Origin of the sequence: Shewanella sp. 10N.286.54.B9 (genome assembly GCF_041468565.1) — a bacterium.
Taxonomy (GTDB): domain Bacteria; phylum Pseudomonadota; class Gammaproteobacteria; order Enterobacterales; family Shewanellaceae; genus Shewanella.
On record NZ_JBFRIY010000041.1, the window covers coordinates 13275 to 34270 of the forward strand.

The 20996-nt window shown below is 45.6% G+C and carries 18 protein-coding genes; 11 read left to right on the top strand and 7 right to left on the bottom strand.

Annotated features, from left to right (window positions below; all coding sequences use genetic code 11):
• Positions 1-24: 24 nt before the first annotated feature.
• From AB4135_RS15040 to AB4135_RS15055, 4 genes are read right to left on the bottom strand one after another with little or no spacing between them, the layout of a single operon-like run.
• Positions 25-570, bottom strand: coding sequence for a core component of ECF transporter (locus AB4135_RS15040; RefSeq protein ID WP_371994130.1), 546 nt, complete (start codon positions 568-570; stop codon positions 25-27).
• Entirely contained in the window at positions 567-1205 is a 639-nt protein-coding gene (locus tag AB4135_RS15045; protein ID WP_371994131.1) for an energy-coupling factor transporter transmembrane component T, read from the bottom strand. The genes AB4135_RS15040 and AB4135_RS15045 overlap by 4 nt, the downstream gene beginning before the upstream one ends.
• A gap of 46 nt (positions 1206-1251) precedes the next feature.
• On the bottom strand, positions 1252-2616 hold the full coding sequence (locus AB4135_RS15050) for an ATP-binding cassette domain-containing protein (protein ID WP_371994132.1): 1365 nt from the start codon (positions 2614-2616) through the stop codon (positions 1252-1254).
• A 17-nt stretch (positions 2617-2633) separates the two neighbouring features.
• The gene (locus tag AB4135_RS15055) at positions 2634-4775 is read right to left on the bottom strand and encodes a TonB-dependent receptor plug domain-containing protein (protein WP_371994133.1); all 2142 of its coding nucleotides are present in this window, start codon (positions 4773-4775) and stop codon (positions 2634-2636) included.
• Between the two features lie 407 nt (positions 4776-5182).
• Here AB4135_RS15055 and AB4135_RS15060 point away from each other — a divergent pair, with 407 nt between their 5' ends.
• The 3 genes from AB4135_RS15060 to AB4135_RS15070 all read left to right on the top strand — a co-directional run bounded on the left by AB4135_RS15060 (position 5183) and on the right by AB4135_RS15070 (position 7995).
• Entirely contained in the window at positions 5183-6541 is a 1359-nt protein-coding gene (locus AB4135_RS15060) for an isochorismate synthase MenF (protein WP_371994134.1), read from the top strand.
• A 214-nt stretch (positions 6542-6755) separates the two neighbouring features.
• Positions 6756-7415 (top strand): 7-cyano-7-deazaguanine/7-aminomethyl-7-deazaguanine transporter, encoded by a 660-nt coding sequence (locus AB4135_RS15065; protein ID WP_371994135.1) that lies wholly within the window; start codon positions 6756-6758, stop codon positions 7413-7415.
• Positions 7416-7536: 121 nt separating this feature from the next.
• Positions 7537-7995, top strand: coding sequence for a GNAT family N-acetyltransferase (locus tag AB4135_RS15070; protein WP_371994136.1), 459 nt, complete (start codon positions 7537-7539; stop codon positions 7993-7995).
• Positions 7996-8631: 636 nt separating this feature from the next.
• Here the strand turns inward: AB4135_RS15070 and AB4135_RS15075 are convergent.
• Positions 8632-10767: a cache domain-containing protein gene (locus AB4135_RS15075; RefSeq protein WP_371994137.1), complete on the bottom strand. Its 2136-nt coding sequence runs from the start codon at positions 10765-10767 to the stop codon at positions 8632-8634.
• A 22-nt stretch (positions 10768-10789) separates the two neighbouring features.
• Positions 10790-12172, bottom strand: coding sequence for a sigma-54 dependent transcriptional regulator (locus tag AB4135_RS15080; RefSeq protein WP_220737140.1), 1383 nt, complete (start codon positions 12170-12172; stop codon positions 10790-10792).
• Positions 12173-12451: 279 nt separating this feature from the next.
• Between AB4135_RS15080 and AB4135_RS15085 the strand changes: the two genes are divergently transcribed.
• From AB4135_RS15085 to mutM, 8 genes are all read left to right on the top strand, one after another.
• Positions 12452-13264 carry a substrate-binding domain-containing protein gene (locus AB4135_RS15085; RefSeq protein WP_371994138.1) on the top strand — a complete coding sequence of 271 codons (813 nt, stop codon included), beginning with the start codon at positions 12452-12454 and terminating at the stop codon, positions 13262-13264.
• Positions 13261-13968 carry an ABC transporter permease gene (locus tag AB4135_RS15090; protein WP_371994139.1) on the top strand — a complete coding sequence of 236 codons (708 nt, stop codon included), beginning with the start codon at positions 13261-13263 and terminating at the stop codon, positions 13966-13968. Before AB4135_RS15085 ends, AB4135_RS15090 begins: the two co-directional genes overlap by 4 nt.
• Entirely contained in the window at positions 13968-14693 is a 726-nt protein-coding gene (locus tag AB4135_RS15095; RefSeq protein WP_371994299.1) for an ATP-binding cassette domain-containing protein, read from the top strand. Before AB4135_RS15090 ends, AB4135_RS15095 begins: the two co-directional genes overlap by 1 nt.
• 97 nt (positions 14694-14790) lie before the next feature.
• Positions 14791-15405 carry a molybdenum cofactor guanylyltransferase MobA gene (mobA, locus tag AB4135_RS15100; RefSeq protein WP_371994140.1) on the top strand — a complete coding sequence of 205 codons (615 nt, stop codon included), beginning with the start codon at positions 14791-14793 and terminating at the stop codon, positions 15403-15405.
• Positions 15402-17198, top strand: a complete 1797-nt coding sequence (locus AB4135_RS15105; RefSeq protein WP_371994141.1) for a bifunctional molybdopterin-guanine dinucleotide biosynthesis adaptor protein MobB/molybdopterin molybdotransferase MoeA — start codon at positions 15402-15404, stop codon at positions 17196-17198. The genes mobA and AB4135_RS15105 overlap by 4 nt, the downstream gene beginning before the upstream one ends.
• Before the next feature lie 20 nt (positions 17199-17218).
• Positions 17219-18205: a GTP 3',8-cyclase MoaA gene (gene moaA, locus AB4135_RS15110; RefSeq protein WP_371994142.1), complete on the top strand. Its 987-nt coding sequence runs from the start codon at positions 17219-17221 to the stop codon at positions 18203-18205.
• Between the two features lie 869 nt (positions 18206-19074).
• Entirely contained in the window at positions 19075-19473 is a 399-nt protein-coding gene (locus tag AB4135_RS15115; RefSeq protein WP_371994144.1) for a hypothetical protein, read from the top strand.
• A gap of 43 nt (positions 19474-19516) precedes the next feature.
• Positions 19517-20332 (top strand): bifunctional DNA-formamidopyrimidine glycosylase/DNA-(apurinic or apyrimidinic site) lyase, encoded by an 816-nt coding sequence (gene mutM, locus AB4135_RS15120; protein WP_220737150.1) that lies wholly within the window; start codon positions 19517-19519, stop codon positions 20330-20332.
• On the opposite strand, the gene AB4135_RS15125 is transcribed toward mutM, so the two are convergent.
• Positions 20329-20994 (bottom strand): TVP38/TMEM64 family protein, encoded by a 666-nt coding sequence (locus AB4135_RS15125; protein WP_371994146.1) that lies wholly within the window; start codon positions 20992-20994, stop codon positions 20329-20331. The genes mutM and AB4135_RS15125 overlap by 4 nt on opposite strands.
• Between the last annotated feature and the right edge of the window lie 2 nt (positions 20995-20996).

The window sequence follows — 20996 nt, forward strand, 5'->3', positions numbered from 1 at the left end:
CCTATAGATGTAAATTGCTAACGGTTACTCAGGGTTTTGATGCCGGTCTTGCAGCAAGTCATGTGATTGCAAGCGCTTTAGTACGCTAGGTACAAGTAGTGCGGCACCGATGGCAAATAGTCCGCCCTGCAGGAAGTTAATCGCAAACTTGGTCAAGGCAATCTGCTGACTCATACCCGCAAGCATATTCTCAATCCAACCTTTACTAGCCCATGCTAGGCAACCAGCTAAAGCCAGCAATACGCACTGCCAACGTAGTTTGAATACACCAGCAATAACCAGTAACGCGATATCCATGGCGATGGCTGGCAAGCCAAATTTTAGCAAGATCAACGGCCCACCTTTGCCAACACTCAACATCATAGCCACCATTCCGGCTAGCAGACCGCACGCAGTAATACAGCCCACCCGGCCAACGGCGCCATAGCAAAGTAGATAGAAAAAAGTCATTAGAAACATTGAGTGACCACTGAGCCCCAGCTTAAGCCGCAACATGCTTTTTAAAATCACCAATAAGGTCGCACAAAAGCCTATAAACAACGCATCCTGCAGTTCAAAGTTAAGTTTCATTTGTCATCTCTCGTTGAAGGCCAATGCGTTACATGATCGCGACTGCCAAAATGGCGTAACCTTGCCGATAGTGCCATCTGCTTTGATAGCTTTAATAGTTGGATCAACAGCGGCAGTAACACGCAATAAATAAATTCAGGCCAATTCTTTGGGTTTCGAAGTGCTTTAGGTGTGATTCTCGCACCGCGCATACATTGGATCTGGTAGATCTCTTTTAGCTCTTGCGACATAAATGGTAATAGGCTCAATGAAGCCGCCATTACAAATGCCCATTTGTGCGGTAACAACCAACTTAAAACCTCTCCAAGTCGCTCTGGACTTTGAGTACTTGAAAGCCACCAGCCAGGTAGCATTGCCAATAGCACTCTAAGTACGACTACTGCGCCATCTAAGAGCTGGCTTTCACCATAAAATAGATAGTAGAGCCCCATAGTGGTAATAAATTGCACTGCAGCTAAGCGCAGCAACATGGTAATTTTTTTCTTTAGCACAAGTCCGTGAGCGATTAACCCCGCATTAATGCTCACTAATATCCACAATGCACTACTCGGTACAAAAAAAGCGCAGCTTGCCAACAGCAAGCTCAGGATAAGAGCGAAAGCGCAGCGGTGGCTCTGACGTATCCCAATTGTCACTGGCTTTGCCTTATGCTTAACATTTTCCCCCACAGGTCTTGGTAACTTAGCCTGCATCAGCCTGCACTGCAGGCGCGGTTCTGTCTGACAAGTATCCCGACTCGATAAGCCAGACTCTATCAACATCACCGTAAGGCATCTCTCTATGAGAAGTGAGTAAAATTGCACAACCTCGGTGACGCAACTCCAGTAAAAGCTGCCACACCTTGTCACAATGCAGGCTGTCTAGGCCGGCAAAAGGATCATCAAGCAACAGCACTTTCGGTTGCAAACAGGCTAGTGATGCCAGCGCAATAATATGTTGTTGCCCGTAGGATAATTTATGGGGTGATGCCATCGACAAATGGCTTAACGACAGCTGTTGTAACATCCGCTCAGCTCGAGACAATGGCAACCTGAAACGACGTAAACTAAATTGCATTTCCGTTAATACTGTCGGCTCAAAAAGTTGCCGATTTGGCCTTTGTAACAACAGACACAAATTTGCACCAAAAATGCCTAACTTAGGTCGTTTACCAAGCACCGCCAATGGTAACTGCCCGATATCAGCCTGCATCCCTGCCAGCGCTTTTAGTAAACTGCTTTTGCCTGTGCCATTGTCTCCAACTAAGGCAACGATCTCTCCTGCTGCGACGCTTAATGATGCTGTACAGCGAAATAAAGGCGAACCTGTAGAGAACTGAAAGCGGTGCGGTGATATCAGTACTCTTTGCTCTGCTGCCCTGCCACCATTTGCACCTAACCTGGGTAACCGTTGCTTATGCGGCCGCGAAGGTTGGAATAGTCCCGCGACTAACTTGCCGTTCTCTAGCTGCCATAGGTGGGAAACAAGCTGGCCAAATGCTTGTGGCTGATGCTCCACCATCACAATAGCAACACCGTCACGGAGTAGCTCTTTAAGTACAAAGTACAGCTCTTGCACCCCATGATTATCAAGCTGAGTCCAAGGTTCGTCGAGCAGCAACAGATTGGGCTCAAACACCAGTTGAGCGGCCAACATTAGGCGGTACTTTTGCCCAAGTGACAGCACATCAATAGGCATGTCTAAACTGACATATAGTCCAACCCGTCGCAGCGCTTGCTGCACTTTATCTAACATTTCATTAGAGGGAACACCGAGGTTCTCTAGGGCGAAGGCAATCTCAGCCCCAACGCTTTGGCGTAGAACTTGTACATTGGGATCTTGCATCACCAGCCCAACCATTAACGCCGAATGACGAGTCATATCCCCCTCAAAAGGACGACATAACTCTCCAGCGATAAGGTGCAGTAAGCTCGACTTCCCGCAGCCAGTTGCACCGCTGATGCAGTGACACTCGCCATGATTGACCACCAAGTTAAGATCATCCAAAATCTCTGCTTGGTATGTGTCATAGCCAAAATGAATCCCTTTTAGCGAGATTAGTTGCATCAGCGACCTCCGGTTGACTATATCTGCCAGTTCAAACCAATAAACACTTGGCGACCTGCTTGAGGTAATGACTCACTTTGATAGTAATTTTCATCCAATAAATTGGTGGCTCTTAGATACAGCTCTAACTTGTCATCAAGCAACGGCTGCACCAAATTAACATCAACCAAGGTGTAGTCATCTAGCGACTGTTCAAGCAGAACTTTTTCTCCTGCGACCTTGTGCTGGGCGTAGTAGATTTGATCCATGATCCGTTCAACATTTAGGTTGATACGCATTGCAAATGGCAGTTGGTATTGCGCTTGAAAGCGCAGTTGATGACGAGGGCGATATTCTAGAGTTTGAAATGTCTCTGCCGCTGATTTGTCTTCAGTATCCAAAAAGCTATACATAAAAGTCATCGATAGGTCATCGATACTATTATTTTGCAGCTGCAGATCGACCCCTTTAAAAGCATAGTCGCCCATGTTTTGATAAGTACCCGCTAAGTCTTTGGCAATGTAATCTTCAGCATCGGTATAAAAACCTGCGATATTCAACTCTGTTGAGTAACCAATATCCTGCAATAAGCCCAGCTCAAAATGCTGTGATACTTCCGCCTGTAAATCAGCATTACCTGTAGATTGTGCATAGAGATTGCGCATAGAAGGGAATCGGACTTTACGCGCCACTCCCATATTAATGCGGGTATGCTCTAGTGCTTGCCAGTAGAGCGATAACTGCCCAGAGTAATCTTGTTCTGACCCCGATACTCTGTCTTGATCATGAAAAGCGCCTCCGAGTGTTACACCATAGTCATCTGCTTGATATTGATACTCTAGCGCCGCAGTATATAACCATGCTGAGTCATCAAAACTGTCGCTGCTACCACTTCCATTGCCACCGCCGTTACCGCCGCCACTATTACTACCGCTATTGCTTCCGCCGCCGTTACCGCCACTGTTACCACCGCCACTGTTACCACCGCCACTATTACTACCGCTATTGCTTCCGCCGCCATTGCCGCCGCCGTTACCAGTTCCACCACCATTACCTGAGCCACTTTTGCTATTTTGGCTACTTGCAAGAGCCTGCGACTGCCAGCTTTGCTTTTCAGCAATAATTGCCGTTGTGACAATACCCGCTTGGTCAAAGTTGGAAATCAACTGTAGGTTGCCACCCTCGACCGTAGAGCGACCATCTTGCTGCGCTTTTATCGCTTGGTATGCGTCATCTTTATACTGAGTCTCCAACACATCACTCTGGTTGTAGTAACCAAAACCACGCAAGGTAAACATGTCATTGAACTTATGAGCCAATCCCAGTTGAAAGGTTTTTGCTTGGTAATCGTCAACTCTCTCAAACTTCGCGATCCCTGAACCGGTGCCATCTCGACTTGGCTTACCCCATTCGCCCTGTTTGAAGCTCATGTTAGCCATTAGTTGGGTGTTATCATTCAGCAGATAACTACCTTGTGCATAAATATTATCCAAGGTTTTATCGGCGTTATCACGCACATCACCCTGCTGATATTCAGTGTCGTTATAGTCACTCGACATTGGCCAACCATCGGTTTGCTGACGGCTGTAATTAATCAACCCCTGCCAGTTATCACCGCTTCCAGCAGCGCTAATATCACCATTAAAGGTGTTATCTTGGGCAGCTTCAAGGCGTCCAGATAAACGCGGCGCATCCTCGCCCTGCTTAGTAATAATGTTAATCACACCACCTGCTCCGCCTGGACCATAAAGCACAGATGTTGGCCCAACAGAGACCTCAACTGAACCTATCTGGCTGGCAGGTATTAAGCTTGGGTCGAACTGGCCATCTTCAGCGCCATTAGCGGGGACACCATTAATTAAATAGATAACATGACGTGCTTTAAAGCCTCGAACATCAACCCTTGGGGTGCCTTGCCCGCCCACTCTGACATAAAGCCCTGGTACGTTTTTAAGTAACTGATCTAAGCTTTGAGCTCCAGTAGCTTTGATCTCTTGTTCGTTAAGACTCCAATGAGTGGTTGCAGACTCAGTGACTGAAGCTTGCTTGCCATGAACGACTATCACCTCAGTAACATCTAAAATGGGATCTCTCTCCATATCATCTGCTTGCACTTGGTAGCTCATACTTAAAGCCAAAGCAATTGCAGACAGCTTTAAGGTGTTGTTTCTATTTCTCATTGGTTTTCATCATCCTAACGACATTATTAGCGCCTATTGTTAGAAAGAGAGTAGCAACGCACAAGCTATCAACTTACAAATACAAACTTAGATCAACTAATTAAAACAAAGGGAGTAAAGGGGCAACACCCATGAGGACAATATGTCCATCACAGACTTGTCGACAGACAAAAAGACACAGCAAAAGCTTTAAAATGAATCCGCTACACTTAAAGATAAAGAAAAACGAAAGCGTGAACATAAAATAGTCAGTGACAGCTCACAGCAGCAGAGCAACCGACTTGACACTCTGTTCGGTGGATATTACTTTGTGGTAAAGATTCTTATTACCAGTTTGAAAATGGGTCAACTGCAAGTAGAGGTCAGCGCCTCACATAACCCATAAGAAATACGATTTGGAGTATTTATTGACCGCCCCTTTGCTGTCTCACGCGATTAAGTCTTTAACCGACAAGCTCACATCCTTTACTCTGCAACCACACAGCGATCCTATTATCCAGCTGTCGGTGACGATTTCGGCGATCCCGGTAATTGCTTGGTTAGCAGCGCAGTCCACTTATCCAAGAATCTATTGGAAAGGTCGTGATACCGAAGAGGAGGTCGCGGCTATTGGTTGCTGCAAAGATTTCTTTTTTGGTGATGATGTTGACGATATAGAGATGTCGGCTGAATACCAAAAGCAAAGAGCACTCACCAGTAATCAAGACGTCCGCTATTATGGTGGAGTTGCTTTTGACCGCAAAAATGAAAGCTGGCCAGAGTTTGGCAAGGCACACTTTGTATTGCCTCGTATTGAATTACGCCGCAGTGGTGATGAATTTAAACTGCTGGTAAATCTTAACTTTACCGACAGTACTCTAGAGGAAGAGATTGCCATTGCAATGCAGGCAATCGCGGCATTAGATAAACCTAAGCCGCTTACACCGCCCAATAAGGTCGCATTAATGGGCCGCAGCGATAAACCCGATCGTTACCGCTGGACCGAACTGGTCAACCAGGTTACCCATCCAAAGTTTATTAAAGAAACACCAAAAGTGGTGCTATCTCGCCAAACTCAACTGGAAATAAATGAGCAAGTTGATCCTTGGACACTGCTCGCTTGTTGGCAAGGAAGAAACCCTAATAGCTTTCAGTTTGGTTTTCAGTTTAGCCCCGATAGTGCCTTTATCTCTTGCACTCCTGAGCGGTTATATCGCCGCAGACAGCGTGAGTTATTTACTGAGGCCTTAGCGGGTACTACGGTTAGAGGCATCAACCAAGAGCAAGACAAAGCCTTAGCACAAGAGCTTTTGGATGACACTAAGAACAGTCACGAGAATCAGCTAGTTAGACAGCAAATCGTTGATGTACTAAACCCTCTAAGCCATTACGTTGGCGCCGAGGAGTTTCCAACGGTATTTAAGTTAAGCCATATTCAACATCTACATCGCTCTATAAGAGCCGAACTAAAAGCGGGGGTGAATGATTTTCAGCTCATTCAAGCGCTACATCCTACACCCGCAGTTGGTGGTTTACCTAAAGAACCTGCGATGAACTTTATTCGCCAGCAGGAAGGTTACGTCAGAGGCTGGTATGCTGGTGCTTGTGGTTACTTCAATAAGCATGAAAGTGAATTTGCAGTCGCTATTCGCAGTGCCCGTATTGAACCTGGTCGCATCAACCTATTTGCTGGTGCTGGGATTGTCGCAGGATCAGAGCCGGATAAAGAGTGGAGCGAACTTGAAAACAAGTTAACCACTATCCTGTCAATATTGACCGAACTTTAACGCCGCAAAAAAAATCAATCAGTTACATCATGATGTAGTGGTTAATCAACTGCTACATCATTTTTATGCTTGCTCTGAAAAAATTCTGCTCTATAATTTGCCGCCCCGATTATGGGTTCACACTACTTTGATTAACCAAAAATTGTAAAATTATAGCGATGTTTGCTATTGCGGGTTCCCTCACCCCGCCCGATTTATTAAAAAAGGCCACAAGATGTTGATGTTATCTCAAACGCAGGTTCGCCGTGCGTTGCTGCTTTTAGCAGGCTTTCATATTGTTATTATTTGTGCCAGTAACTACTTGGTGCAACTTCCATTTCAGATCTTCGAACTGCATACCACATGGGGCGCTTTTAGCTTTCCTTTTGTTTATCTTGCAACCGATCTTACCGTTAGAATTTTTGGCCAACAGGCTGCGCGAAAAATCATCTTTGTCGCCATGCTCCCAGCCTTAATCATCTCTTACCTGATGGGCGTGGTGTTTCATCAAGGTAGCTTTCAAGGTGCTGCAGCCTTACTAGAGTTCAACAGTTTTGTCTTTAGAATTGCCTTTGCCAGCTTTGCAGCCTATTTGATAGGTCAATTGATGGACATCTTTGTTTTTGCCAAATTAAGACAAACAAAATCTTGGTGGGTTGCACCATCAGCATCAACCATTATTGGTAACCTCGTCGATACTCTGGTGTTCTTCTCTCTCGCTTTTTACGCCTCAACAGATAGCTTTATGGCTGCTAACTGGCCGGAAATAGCAACGGTTGACTACGGCTTCAAACTTATCGTTAGTCTAGGCTTGTTCTTACCCGCCTACGGTCTATTACTTAAGGTGTTACAAGATAAGATTTTGCAAGAGACAGCTCGCAAAACCGCACTGTAGTGCCAATCTACTCTTAACAACAACTGGCCAGACCTGTTATAATTTCGCCAATTCGTTCACCTTTGCCTCGTTTATTTAAGAGACATTTATGGTGAACTGGCGAAAATTATGAGAGTAGAAAATGTACACCATTGAAATTGAAGCAATTACCGAGTTTACACCTGAAGTATTAGCACGCTTAGATCAAGCTTATGACGCTATCCCTGAATTTGAGCAGCCTTATTCAAGCCAAGAGATCAGCACTCGGTTGCTGTCGACTTCTGCACTATTGCTTATCGCTAAGATTGAAGGTGAAGTCGCTGGTTTTAAGCTTGGTTATCAAAATGCAGATGATACATTCTACAGCTGGTTAGGCGGTATAGTGCCTGACTATCGCGGCTTAGGCTTAGCTAAAAGTCTGCTTGAATACCAAGAACGTTGGGCAAAGCAACAAGGCTATAGACTGATGGAAGTGAAAACCCAAAACTGCTTCCCTGTAATGCTGAACATGTTGATCAACAATCAATACCAGATCACAGCCATGACTGCAGATAGCCAGCGCTTAAGTCAAAACAAACTGCACCTGCAAAAGCAGCTATAAAAGTTTATCGAGTTCTTTACATAATAAAACTTGCAAACACAAATGAGAATGATTACTATTAACTTGCGTTCCAGAACTCAGGTTAATGGTTAAAGTTCTCATCATCTTTAATGGTTAACGAGTTTTATTAAGCACGACATTGCTCACACACTCTTAAGTGGCCGGGATTTTTCCCCGGCTTTTTTTTGCCTGTAATTTGCCTCTATGACAATTACTCTCTTTACCGCAAAAAACAATTCCATCTAAGTATTTGTAAATAAATGAATTATCTCAATAACACACCATTTCAGTCAACTAATTACAGAATTATTTAAATAAAGCTTGCACAACCAAATGATAATGATTATTATTTGCATGCGTTCCAAAACTCATCAAAACTTAAAGGCATCTCATCTCCTGAAAGTTTGAGTTTTTTACCAAGAGCACTAGGTAACTGCTTATTTAGCATTAATTTATTGCGACGGGTTTTGCACGACATTGCTCACACACACTCTTTATAGCCAGAATTTTATTCTGGCTTTTTTTTGCCTAAAATTCCTAACGCTATCGAGTTAATGCCTCTGCAACCAATATCTTCAGCTAGACGGTATAAAAAAGCCAGAAGGTAAGTTCTGGCTTGTTATGTTGAGCTTTCTTTTAATCGTCCTTATCTGATGCACTGCCATGGAACTGCAGCCCTTCGTATGGAGTATCGGTTTGCGCTTCAACAGCGGTATGGTACAGACCAATCGTAAACATACTGCCTTTACCCACTGTAGAGGTCACCTCTATGGTGCCACCAATACGTTTGATGATACCGTAGCTTAATGACAAGCCCAGGCCGGTGCCATCTTTGCGAGTGGTGTAGAATGGGTCGAAAATACGGTTAAGTTCCTCTTCTGGGATCCCTTTGCCTTCATCCTCAATTTCAATTTTAACGCCTACTGGATCACCTCTTTGCACCCAGTCATAGGTACGGATCCAGATCTGCCCCTTATCATTAATCGCATGAGCAGCATTAACAACAATGTTAATAAGCACCTGCAATAACTGGGGTCGGTTAACTTGAATTGGATAACTTGCGTTGAGCTCTTGATGCAGTACCACTTCTTGTTTTTGTATTGAGTGACGAACAAGCACCAACATCTCTTCAATAATCGGTGTGATCTGATGCATCTCTAGCGGCGCATTAAACTCGCCTGGGCGGCTATACTGCAATAAACTGCGAATAATAGTACTGATACGACCGACCTGTTGAATAACCAGTTCAATCTCCTCTTCAACAACATCAGCATTATCACCAAGTTCGTATTTCAGTAGCTCCATATTGCCAAGAATAACCGCAGTGGGGTTATTAATCTCATGAGCGATACCAGCAGTCAGCTCACCAAGTGCTGTTAGCTTTTCATTGATAACCAGTTGCTGGCGAGTCTCATTAAGCAAGGCGACGTTGGCTTGTAGTTCTTCGGTTTTTTCTTGCAAGCTGCGAGTGCGCTCTTCAACTTTAACCTCGAGTTGCTCTGCCGCGGCTTGAATTTGAGTATTACGTCGCTGCAGCAGATCAAGCATGCGATCGAACTGCTCTGCCAAGTTAGACAACTCGTTACCGCTATCAAGCCCTAAGGAGCCGATGCGAAGATTTCGGCCTGATTGCACCGCTTTTACTACGTGATGAATACGCTCAATAGGTTGCAATAGACTATAAGCACCGCGGTAAACCAACCAACCTGAAACCAGTAATACCAGCATCAAGATGGTACCCAGTTCAATAATATTCAGTAGATAATTATGAATAAAGGGTGATTCAGAGAAACCGGTATAGATCATCCCGATACGTCTACCTTGCACATCCTCTAAGGGTGCATAGGCGGAGATAAACCAATCGTTAAATACAAAGGCACGATCAACCCACAATAGCCCTTGATTCAAGACTTTCTCACGCACCTCGGATGACACTAAACTACCGAGCGCTCGACCACGTTCATCGTCGCCTTTAGGGAAAAAATGCAGCGGTACGTTAGTACTGACACGAATATTATCGAGGAAGATAGTCACCGTACCAATAGAGCGCTCCGGCAGAGTGCCTTTGTCATAAACCAGATCGCGAATATGGTCGACAATACGAGTATCTCTATTGAGTAGAATTCCGCCATCTAAATACCAGGCTACATGTCCATCAGCATCAGGAATAGGCAATAAACTGCGGCTTAATAAGCCTCGCTTTTCCTCAACTTTACTCGGCTCCTGCGCCCGCTGAGTTTTCATCACCGTCACTTTTGCTCGTTCAGTCAGTGCAGGATCGATACGCGACAATCGACTGGGCGATAACACCATTAAACCTGAAAATGGTTGGTCACCCTCTATATGCGGTAACATCTGGCGTAAATCGGGATCGGCTGCGGCTTCAGCGACCGTGATCAACCGAAGGAAATCGAGATCCAACTCGATTTTGGTTTGCGCCAACTGCTGTTGCAAATCAGCCCTCAGAATACGCTCATTAGGCTCTAGTTGCCTAAATTCATTCTGAAACCTCCACGACTGCATCACTAGCTCAAGTCTTTTTTCTTGAGTCGTCTGCACCGACACTAAGGTATTATTGGCAACAGTTAAGTCTGCCTTTACTTTCATAAACAGTTGTTTACCGGTGTAACTGATATTCCAATAGATGGTAATAAACACTAGGCTGACAAGTGTTAATAAAATCGGTAGCAAGGTGAGAATAAGAATGCGATAACGCACCTTAGCCTGCATCTGCTGCCAACTAACACCAAATATATTGGAAAAAAATGACACCTAAACTCTCCTGCCCAATGGCTTATTCTTCAATATTCTTTTCACCGCCAAACCACTCTTTATACTTGCGGTCTAGCGTTTTACGCGATACACCAAGATCTCTTGCTGCCGCTGATTTATTACCACCGTGTATATCGACAACTCGGGTCACATGGTCACGTTCAACATCCTTTAACGCCCATTGCAGCGGGTAACCAGATTCTGCCACCATCTCTGCTTTAGGCTGGGCTTTCCAGTACTCTGCAGGTGGCTTGCCGAGCAATATACAGCGTTCAATCATATTTCGCAGCTCACGGATATTACCTGGCCATTCATGTTGCTGCAGTTTAAGCATATCTTCATGACTCCACACCACCTCTTTAACGCCAAGCTCCGAGGCTAACTGGCAGGTAAAGTGATGGGTCAGCTCTACAATATCTTCCGGTCTATCACGCAGTGGTGGGATCACAATATCAAGCACGTTGAGGCGGTAATAGAGATCGCGCCTAAAGTTACCCTCTTCAACCTCCTCAGATAACTTGCGGTTAGTTGCCGCTAGCACCCGGACATCAATATTGATCTCTTTCTCACTGCCTACTGGGCGAATAGTGCGTTGCTCTAACACTCGTAGTAACGCTGTCTGCATTTTTAGCGGCATCTCACCAATTTCATCGAGGAAAATAGTGCCGCCTGAAGCAAAACTAAACAAACCTTCGCGATTACCTTTTGCGCCAGTAAAAGAACCTGCGGAGTGACCAAATAACTCACTTTCTAATAACTCTGGGGCAATGGCACCACAGTTAACCGCCACAAATGGCCCTTGACGACCACTCAATGTATGCAACTGTCTGGCAACCAGTTCTTTACCTGTACCCGACTCACCTTCAATCAATACCACGGCATTGGTTGGTGCCACACGCGCAATCACATCCTTGACCTCAGTCATCGCATCGCTTTGGCCAATAATGGTAGAAGATTGATTGAAAGAAACTTCGCGGCGCAACATTAAGTTTTCACGCTTGAGTAAACGTCGCTCAATACAGCGATCGACGGCTTTCATCATCTGCTCTAGATGGAACGGTTTCATAATAAAGTCAGATGCACCGGCGCGTAGTGCTTTTATTGCCACGTCCATATCGGCATAACCTGTCATAAAGATGATGTCAGAACGCCGCTCTTGATCATTGAGTGCTTCGTGCCATTCAATACCTGAACGCCCAGGTAAGCGAATATCGACAATAAGCAGGTCAAAGTGACAACGAGAGCGCAACTGTTCTGCATCCTCAACACTAGAAGCGGTCTCCACCAGCGCAAACTTCTTTGCCAGCGCCTTTTTCAAAAAGCTGCGCATACCAGGTTCATCATCAACTATTAGTACTGATACGGCGGAAGGAATTGGCTTCATAGTATTTACTCTCTGGCTCATCTTGTCTTAAACAGGACATTTTGACTCATAATGAACAAAGTCTACCACCTAACGGCCGCAAATAGGTCACTATGAACCACGGTTTAGCTACATTGGGACATATTGTCTGAATGCTTTTTGATGAGCATGGGATCAAGCTCACACTTAAGCGACTGATGTGATACAAAATCCTCGAATATATAAATGGCATCAAACTTGCTCTTGTTTGCACAAGTGATTTCACTTTTCAGTGGGTACTCAGGTATAGAGCAACCCATAAATATTTGCCAAGGAGTAAAAATGTTAAACCTTAAACGCGTTATTGGTCTTGCTGTGACTGCTGCATTGTTTGTTGGAATGCCTGTTCAAGCCAATGAAGTTATTAAGCTAGCAACCACTACTAGTACTGAAAACTCAGGCTTGTTGAAGAATCTACTACCGACTTTCGAAGCCGAATCAGGTTATAAAGTACAAGTGATTGCAACTGGAACAGGTAAAGCCCTTAAACTTGCTCGCCAAGGTGATGTTGATGTTGTAATGACACATGCACCAGCAGCTGAAGCTAAGTTTGTTTCAGAAGGTTATGGCAGACTTCCACGTGGGATAATGGAAAACGATTTTGTTATCTTAGGCCCAAAAAATGACCCTGCTAAAATTCGCCCGAGTGATTCAGCTGAAGCGGCATTTGCCAAAATAGCTAAATCAGGTGCGCCTTTCATTTCACGTGGTGACAACTCAGGCACCAATATGAAAGAGCTTATTCTTTGGAATAAAGCTGATGTTAAGCCAGACTTTGCTGGCTATACTTCTGTTGGCCAAGGCATGGGTAAAACACTGTTAATGGCAAACGAATTACAAGGTTATACACTTTCTGACCGTGGCACTTTTGTTGCTTACTCAGGTAAGATTGACCTAGCAGTAGATTTTGACGGTGGCAAAGCACTGGCGAACCCGTATCAAATTATGCTGATCAGTGCTGAAAAATACCCAGATTTGAACCACAAAGGGGCTAAAGCATTAAGTGATTGGTTGATCAGCGCAGAGGCGCAAGGGATGATCAATAACTACAAAGTTCAGGGAGAACAATTGTTCAAGGCAACTTATAGCGAATGAATGAAGGCTGGTTAGCCCTAACACAGCAGGCGTTAAGCCTGCTGTTTTCATTGGATCCAGAGGTCTGGTCCATTATATCGGTATCTTTTTCAGTATCATTTGCAGCATTAGCTATCACCTTGCTGCCCTCTATGGTACTCGGCTTTCTGCTGGCTTTTTCTCGCTTTCGCGGCCGCTGGCTTATCACTAATCTGATTCAAACCCTGCAATCTGTTCCCACTGTTGTCATCGGCCTATTAGTCTACCTACTGCTCACTCGTATGGGACCACTTGGCGATCTTAAATGGTTATTCACCCAAAAAGGCATGATTTTAGGGCAGATGATGATTTGTGCACCGGTACTTGTCGCCATGAGCCAAGCCGCATTCACCAGTGTTGACCGCCGAGCATGGGAAACCTCTCGCACGCTAGGTGCGCCATGGTATAGCGCAATTTGGGCGGTCTGCCGCGAGTTAAAAGTGCCACTATTACTCGCTATCATCGCTGCATTTAGCCGTATCCTGACAGAAGTGGGTTGTTCGATGATGGTTGGCGGCAACATTGCCGGTGTGACTCGAAATATCCCAACTGCTATCGCCCTAGAAACCAGTAAAGGTGACTTTGCTCAAGCCATTGCGCTTGGCCTAGTCCTGCTAGTGTTAGCACTAGTGCTAAACTTTGCCTTAGGTACCCTAAGAGGCAAAGCTGAGCCGAGGAGTCATTAATCAGCATGGCAAAAATTATTGCACAAGATCTTGAGATGCGATTTGGTGATAAACATCTGTTTAGCGCCGCTGAACTGATATTTTCGCAAAACCAAGTCATCCACTTACAAGGTGATAATGGCTGTGGCAAGACCACATTAATGAAATTACTGGCGGGATTGATTAAACCGACGCAAGGGCAAGTGCAAGCCATTGGTTACGCATTAGCTCCTTGGTGGCGTAGCAACTCTATTGTCGGTAAAGCGCTTTATCTGCACCAACATCCATACCTATTTGATGGCAGCGTGCTTTACAATCTCACCTACCCAAAAGTCTTTTCAGATAACGATAAAACCAGGCTTAACGCTCGCACAGAGCAAGCGATTGAGATGGCGCAGTTAGGCCACTTGCTCACCCAATCAGCATCGAGCTTATCCGGTGGCGAACGACAAAGGTTGGCAATTGCTCGCGCATGGATTGTCGAACCTAAATTAATAATGCTCGATGAGCCGACCTCAAACATGGATAAGCACTCGCAGCAACTGGTACTGCAGATGGTCGCCGACCTTAAAAAACAGGGTACAGGCATGATCATTAGTAGCCATCAGTCGTGTATGCTGACCCAAATATGCGACCATGTATGGCTAATCGATAACAATAAAATAAGCAATAATGATAAGGTGCCTGAAGCACCACCTACATTAGCAGTTCATATTAATCCCAATATGCTAAACAATATGGCCTAATTGCCGTACTAAAATTGCTACCTCGCCAGCATTAAGTTGCTTCGCGTCGGAGTATGATTGCTATTGTTAAGTAAGCCCCTAATAACAGGAAGAAGTGATGACGATAACGATCGATGCAGTGATCCTCGCCGGCGGTATGGCCAGACGCATGGGCGGCAACGATAAAGGCTTAGTTGAATTAGAAAGCCAGCCGATGATAAAACATGCAATTGACAGGATAAATCCTCAAGTTAAGGAGATCCTGATCAACGCAAACCGTAATCAAAAGGTGTATTCTGAATTCGGCTTTGAGGTCATCAGTGATCAAGACAGCGGCTATCTTGGCCCGTTAGCAGGCATGATCACTGCCATGAGTCACACACAAGCAGACTATTTAATGGTCGTGCCTTGCGATTGTCCGTTGTTACCGAGTGATTTAGTCAGCAGAATGCTGGCGCAGTTAACCGCGGAAGATGCAGAGCTTGCAGTTGCAAGCGATGGTAAACGCGAACAACCCGTAGTGATGTTATTAAAGCCGAGTTTACGTGCATCAATGAAAGCATTTTTAGATGCTGGTGAACGAAAAATTGATTTTTGGTACGCCAAGCACAATTACGTAGTGACTGATTTCAGCGACCAGCCGAATGCCTTTATTAACGTCAATACGCCAGAACAAAAACAGCAACTTAGCGAAGCTATCGCCAACGAAAAGAATAACCTGAGGTGTAAATGAGCATACCTTTTACTAATCCGTTACCTATTCCCGTTCTCGGATTTTGTGCCTACAGCGGCACCGGCAAAACCACTTTATTAAAGCAATTGATCCCAGAGCTTAACCGCCGTGGTGTTCGCCTCGCTGTTATCAAGCACGCTCATCATAATTTTGATGTCGATATTCCAGGCAAAGACAGTTTTGAGATGCGTAAAGCTGGCGCCAAGCAGATGCTAGTTGCCTCCCATGTTCGTTGGGCATTAATGACTGAAGATGCACGTGACTCTGATCCAGAGCTGCCTCATCTATTAAACCAAATTGAAGCTGACAAAGTCGATATCGTTTTGGTTGAAGGTTTTAAAAAGCTCGAACTGCCAAAAATTGAATTGCACCGCGCCGCACATGGTAAACCGTTCATCCATACCCATGACGACAATATTCAAGCGATTGCTTGTTGCGATGATACCGAGCTGCCTGCTGAGCTAAAACGTTTAGATATTAATAATGTGGCGCAGATAGCCGATTATGTCTGTGACTACATTGCCAGCTGGAAGCCATGCCCTATCGATCTGCCAATGGCGCCAAGCTGTGGTTGTGAACTCGATAACAGCACCACGCTGTCGGTACGCCAAGGCATAGATAAAATCCTCTCTTACGTTAACCCAGTAACAACGACTGAAACCGTTGCACTCGATGAGCTGGAAAATAGAGTACTCGCTAGTGATGCGATCTCGCCCGTTAACGTGCCGCAGCATACCAACTCAGCGATGGATGGCTACGCCTTTAAACTCGCTGCAGACGACCAAGCTTATAAGATGGTTGGCGAAGTCATGGCAGGCCACGCTTATGCTGGCACCATTCAAGCCGGTGAAGCAGTCCGCATTATGACAGGCGCTCCAGTGCCTGCAGGCGCAGATACCGTGCAATTGCGCGAATTGGCTAACGAACAAGATGGCCAAGTGAGCTTTGAAGGCGAAATGGCTTTAGGCCAACACGTCAGACAGGCGGGTGAAGATATTGCCCAAGGCGCAACCGCGCTTGCTGCCAATACTCGACTGCAGGCTGCTGAGCAAGGTCTAGTGGCATCCCTTGGTTTTGGTGAACTGCCGGTCTTTAAACGTCCAACTGTTGCAGTGTTCTCTACGGGTGATGAAGTTTGCCAACCGGGTGAACCATTACAACCAAACTGTATCTTTGACTCCAACCGCTACACCATCAAGTCGATGGCCAAGAAACTCGGTTGCGAAGTGATTGATTTAGGCATTATTCAAGACTCTGAAGCTGCGCTAGCTGATGCGCTGAAAAGCGCCGCCAAGCAAGCTGATATCGTTATCAGTTCAGGTGGTGTATCGGTCGGCGATGCCGATTACATTAAAACGGTACTCGAGCAGGTTGGCCAGATTAACTTCTGGCGGATTAACATGCGTCCGGGTCGCCCACTGGCCTTTGGTCAAATCGATAACAGCTTGTTCTTCGGTTTGCCGGGGAACCCCGTTGCAGTGATGGTGTCGTTCCTGCAATTTGTACAACCCGCCATTCGCAAGCTTGCGGGTGAGCAAGACTGGACACCGACTATGGTGCCAGCAACCACAGATAAACCACTGCGCAGTAGAGTCGGTCGTACCGAATTTATGCGCGGGATCTACCATCTAGCCGCTGATGGTAAGTTACATGTAACCACAACAGGTGCTCAAGGCTCAGGGATGCTTAGCTCTATGGTAAAAGGAAACTGTCTCATCGTGATAGGTGAAAAAGATGACCAGTTACAACCAGGTGACACAGTTTATATCCAACCTTTTGCCGACCTGTTATAGAGGTCATGTAGGTAAGTAGTATGAGTTTGATCGTTGATAACTTTGGCCGCACAGTCGAATACCTGCGACTGTCGGTCACCGACCGCTGTGATTTTCGCTGTGTTTACTGCATGAGCGAAGACCCGTGCTTTTTAAGCAAGGAGCATGTACTTAGTCTTGAAGAACTCGCATGGGTTGGCCAAGCCTTTACTGAGCTAGGCGTGAAGAAAATCCGTTTAACTGGTGGTGAGCCACTAGTGCGCACCGACTGTGACCAATTAGTAAAACTACTCGGCAAGCTCCCTGGGCTTGAAGAGCTGTCGATGACCACTAATGGCTCGCGCTTAACCCGCTTTGCCCAAGAGATGCATGACTCAGGGCTTAACAGGCTCAATATCAGCTTAGATACACTTAAGCCAGACCTGTTTACTAGCTTAACCCGTAACGGCAAGGTTGACCGTGTTATTGCAGGTATTGACGCAGCATGTGCAGCAGGCTTTAAGAAAATTAAAGTTAACGCAGTCATTTTACGTGGTCAGAATGATGATGAAGTTTTGGATCTTATCGAATTTTGCCGTGAACGCGAACTGGATATCGCTTTTATCGAAGAGATGCCGCTAGGTGTTATTGATGAGCGTAAACGCAGCCGCCATTGCAGCAGTGAAGAGATTAAAGCGCTAATTCGTGAGCGTTACCAGTTAAACATATCTAACCGCCGCACCGGTGGCCCAGCGCGTTATTACACTATGCCTGGCAGCGATATTCACGTTGGCTTTATCTCGCCTCACAGCAATAACTTCTGTCACGAATGTAACCGCGTGCGCGTGACTGTTGAAGGGCGTTTACTGTTATGTCTCGGTAACGAGAACTCCGTCGACTTAAAAGCGATTGTGCGCGAGTTTCCTGGTGACATAGAAAAGCTGAAAACCGCGATTTTAGACGGTATCAAGCACAAACCCAAAGAACACCATTTTGATCCCAACGGCGAAACCCAGATCCTTAGGTTTATGAATGCCACAGGTGGTTAACCATTCTTGAACGGTGAGATCGCTGACGGTGGTTACAGCCACCACAGTTTTTGACTGTTAGCTCAAGAGTCATAAACATAAAACCCGATGTCAAAAGCGTCGGGTTTTGTTTATCTGGCAGATAGATATCCCATGGTTGATTGAGCACGAATCTAAAAGTTAGGCGAAAGTCGTTTTTGGAAACGAATGAGTTATTTCTGATAACAGTGGTTCCAATGACCTGCGGTCGGCGTATGTGCAGACGCTACTGAGACTCACCGCAACTCTTTATAAAAGAAAGGGTCCCTGTAAGCTCAACGAAAACGTCTGACCTCCAGGGATGGAGGGAATGCCAAATTCTGTATGGAATAGAATTGGCCCTGTTTTCGACGGCCTCAGCCGCATCTACACTGGGTTATAAAGCGCAAACACTCAGCATTAGAGTTACCAATAAAAGCTTCTAATTAAGAAAAACCTCCACATCAGTGAATATCAGCATTTACATTTAAGTAGCCAAACTTACAGACACTAATCTTCCCCGTTGGAAATTTGCTGTTTAAATTTCGCCGGGGCGCTGAGGGATTGCCAAGGGGCGCAAGCGCTTTGCCCCTTGGCTCTGGTGTGGGCGAAGCGCCACGACCTTTATCAAGCGGAGCTTGATTCGCTGTAATGGTGGGATTGAATCCCACAACTTTGGTCAGGTGCAGCCTGATGCACACATCAAACGAAGTTTGATTGGAAAAGTGTCCAACGGTCACCCACCGTGTGCCAAATTTGTGGTAATCCCAACTTACAGATACACTTAATACTTAAGTAACCTTTTGAATTATATCCCTATGGCCTTTTCCCGAAAAAAGTGGAATACCATTATCATACTGGCATCGATCTTAATGATCTCAGTACTCACGGTGATTGAAGACAATCGCAATCAACCAACCATGCAGACACAGGCTCTTTTTGATCAATCAGCGCCGCTGTCACAACTGCAACTTGGTGACTTTTGGCTGCAAAAACGTCAGTCCGGTTGGCAATGTAGCGAAGAGGTGCTTAACTGTCTCGAATGGGCTAATGCATGGGAGCAGCTGCATATTTCGGCCTTAACCGAACAACCACAAACTGAAGGCGAACCACAAGAAGTGGTGATCCAGATTGCCGATATTGATACCGCGCTACTTTGGGTCCTGTTTGATAGCCAAGGATTATTAAAATCACCAACAGGTAACTGGTACCAAATTCCTACTAGTTTGCGTGAGTCTTTGATCCCGATTGTTCGAGCCCAAATTAACTAAACCATTTTTGTAGCCAACAGCATAAATTAATAAGAGATAAAGAATGCCGGAACTCCCCGAAGTTGAAGTCACCAAGCAAGGAGTTTCTCCTTATTTAATTGATAATACCGTAACAGATTTAATTATCCGCAATCCCTCTTTGCGCTGGCCTGTACCTGACATAGCCAAACAAATTATCGGCCAAACGATTCGAGCAGTACGTCGCCGTGCCAAATACCTGCTGATAGATACTGATGCAGGAACAACGATTGTCCATTTAGGCATGTCAGGTAGTTTGCGGATCTTGCCAGTGAACAGTCCAGTTGAGAAACATGACCACATCGATTTGGTGCTCGCCAGCGGCAAAATTCTACGCTACAACGATCCACGACGTTTTGGCGCTTGGCTATGGAATGAATTGCCTGAGCAAGCCCACCCATTGTTGTCAAAACTGGGTCCTGAACCGTTAGAAGACTCATTCAATAGCAGTTATTTATTAGATGCTTTGGCCAATAAGAAAAAAGCGATAAAGCTGTGCTTGATGGACAATCACATCGTGGTTGGGGTCGGTAATATCTATGCTAATGAGGCACTATTTGCCGCGGGTATTCATCCACAAGCAGAGGCGGGTAAAGTCGATGCGGAGCGCATTACCATTTTAGTTGCTGAGGTGAAACAAATCCTTGCCCGAGCGATTAAACAAGGCGGTACCACCTTAAAAGATTTTACCAACGCTGAGGGTAAACCCGGTTACTTTGCGCAAAAACTGCATGTCTACGGTAGAGGAGGTGAAACCTGTACCCATTGTGGTCAATTACTCAGTGAAATAAAGCTGGGTCAACGGGCGACCGTGTTTTGCAGCATCTGCCAACCGCGCTAATCGTCTGTCCTTGTAAGCTGTTTGCCTAATCGGGTGCGGTAAAGATAGATCCCTATCGCTAACGCGATGGCAAATAGCACAATGCTCACCTGTAGGTGATGCTCGTCGCTCAAGCTCACGCCTGCACCCGCAAAACTAAAAATAAACATCTGCGGCAGAAAGCCCACACCACTACCAACAAAGAACTGCCATGGGCTGACACAGGTAGTTCCCGCAAGCAGATTGGTAATGTAGTTGCTACCTAGAGGCAATAGACGGATCATCAAGGCTTTAAGCCAAGTTTTGTGAATAATCAGCGCTTCGAGCCGCGCCAGCTTTTGTGCAAAGCGACGTTTAATCTGTTCGCGAAATACAAAGCGGGAAAAGAAAAATAGGATAATGCAGCCAAGAAGTGCGGCCACTGTAGCAAAAATAGCCCCTTGAACTCCACCAAGAGCGTAACCAAATACAAAGGCTAATACTTGCCTTGGACCACCAATGCAGGAAAAGAAAGCCCCCATCAATACCAGCTCTGCTACCGCCCGAGAGCCATTATCGGCGACATAGTCAGCCACCCACTGACTATCACTCAAACGCTGAAAGAAACCTTGCTGAACTGCCACCGCCACTAATATAGCGATCAATAACAGCCCAACGACTCTGACGAACAGTTTAATGTTCACTT

Coding starts and splice junctions, on each gene's coding strand:
- AB4135_RS15040 (WP_371994130.1), bottom strand. CDS start 570: ATGAAACTTAACTTTGAACTGCAGGATGCGTTGTTTATAGGCTTTTGT.
- AB4135_RS15050 (WP_371994132.1), bottom strand. CDS start 2,616: ATGCAACTAATCTCGCTAAAAGGGATTCATTTTGGCTATGACACATAC.
- AB4135_RS15055 (WP_371994133.1), bottom strand. CDS start 4,775: ATGAGAAATAGAAACAACACCTTAAAGCTGTCTGCAATTGCTTTGGCT.
- AB4135_RS15065 (WP_371994135.1), top strand. CDS start 6,756: ATGTTGATGTTATCTCAAACGCAGGTTCGCCGTGCGTTGCTGCTTTTA.
- AB4135_RS15070 (WP_371994136.1), top strand. CDS start 7,537: ATGTACACCATTGAAATTGAAGCAATTACCGAGTTTACACCTGAAGTA.
- AB4135_RS15080 (WP_220737140.1), bottom strand. CDS start 12,172: ATGAGCCAGAGAGTAAATACTATGAAGCCAATTCCTTCCGCCGTATCA.
- AB4135_RS15085 (WP_371994138.1), top strand. CDS start 12,452: ATGTTAAACCTTAAACGCGTTATTGGTCTTGCTGTGACTGCTGCATTG.
- AB4135_RS15090 (WP_371994139.1), top strand. CDS start 13,261: ATGAATGAAGGCTGGTTAGCCCTAACACAGCAGGCGTTAAGCCTGCTG.
- mobA (WP_371994140.1), top strand. CDS start 14,791: ATGACGATAACGATCGATGCAGTGATCCTCGCCGGCGGTATGGCCAGA.
- AB4135_RS15105 (WP_371994141.1), top strand. CDS start 15,402: ATGAGCATACCTTTTACTAATCCGTTACCTATTCCCGTTCTCGGATTT.
- moaA (WP_371994142.1), top strand. CDS start 17,219: ATGAGTTTGATCGTTGATAACTTTGGCCGCACAGTCGAATACCTGCGA.
- AB4135_RS15115 (WP_371994144.1), top strand. CDS start 19,075: ATGATCTCAGTACTCACGGTGATTGAAGACAATCGCAATCAACCAACC.
- mutM (WP_220737150.1), top strand. CDS start 19,517: ATGCCGGAACTCCCCGAAGTTGAAGTCACCAAGCAAGGAGTTTCTCCT.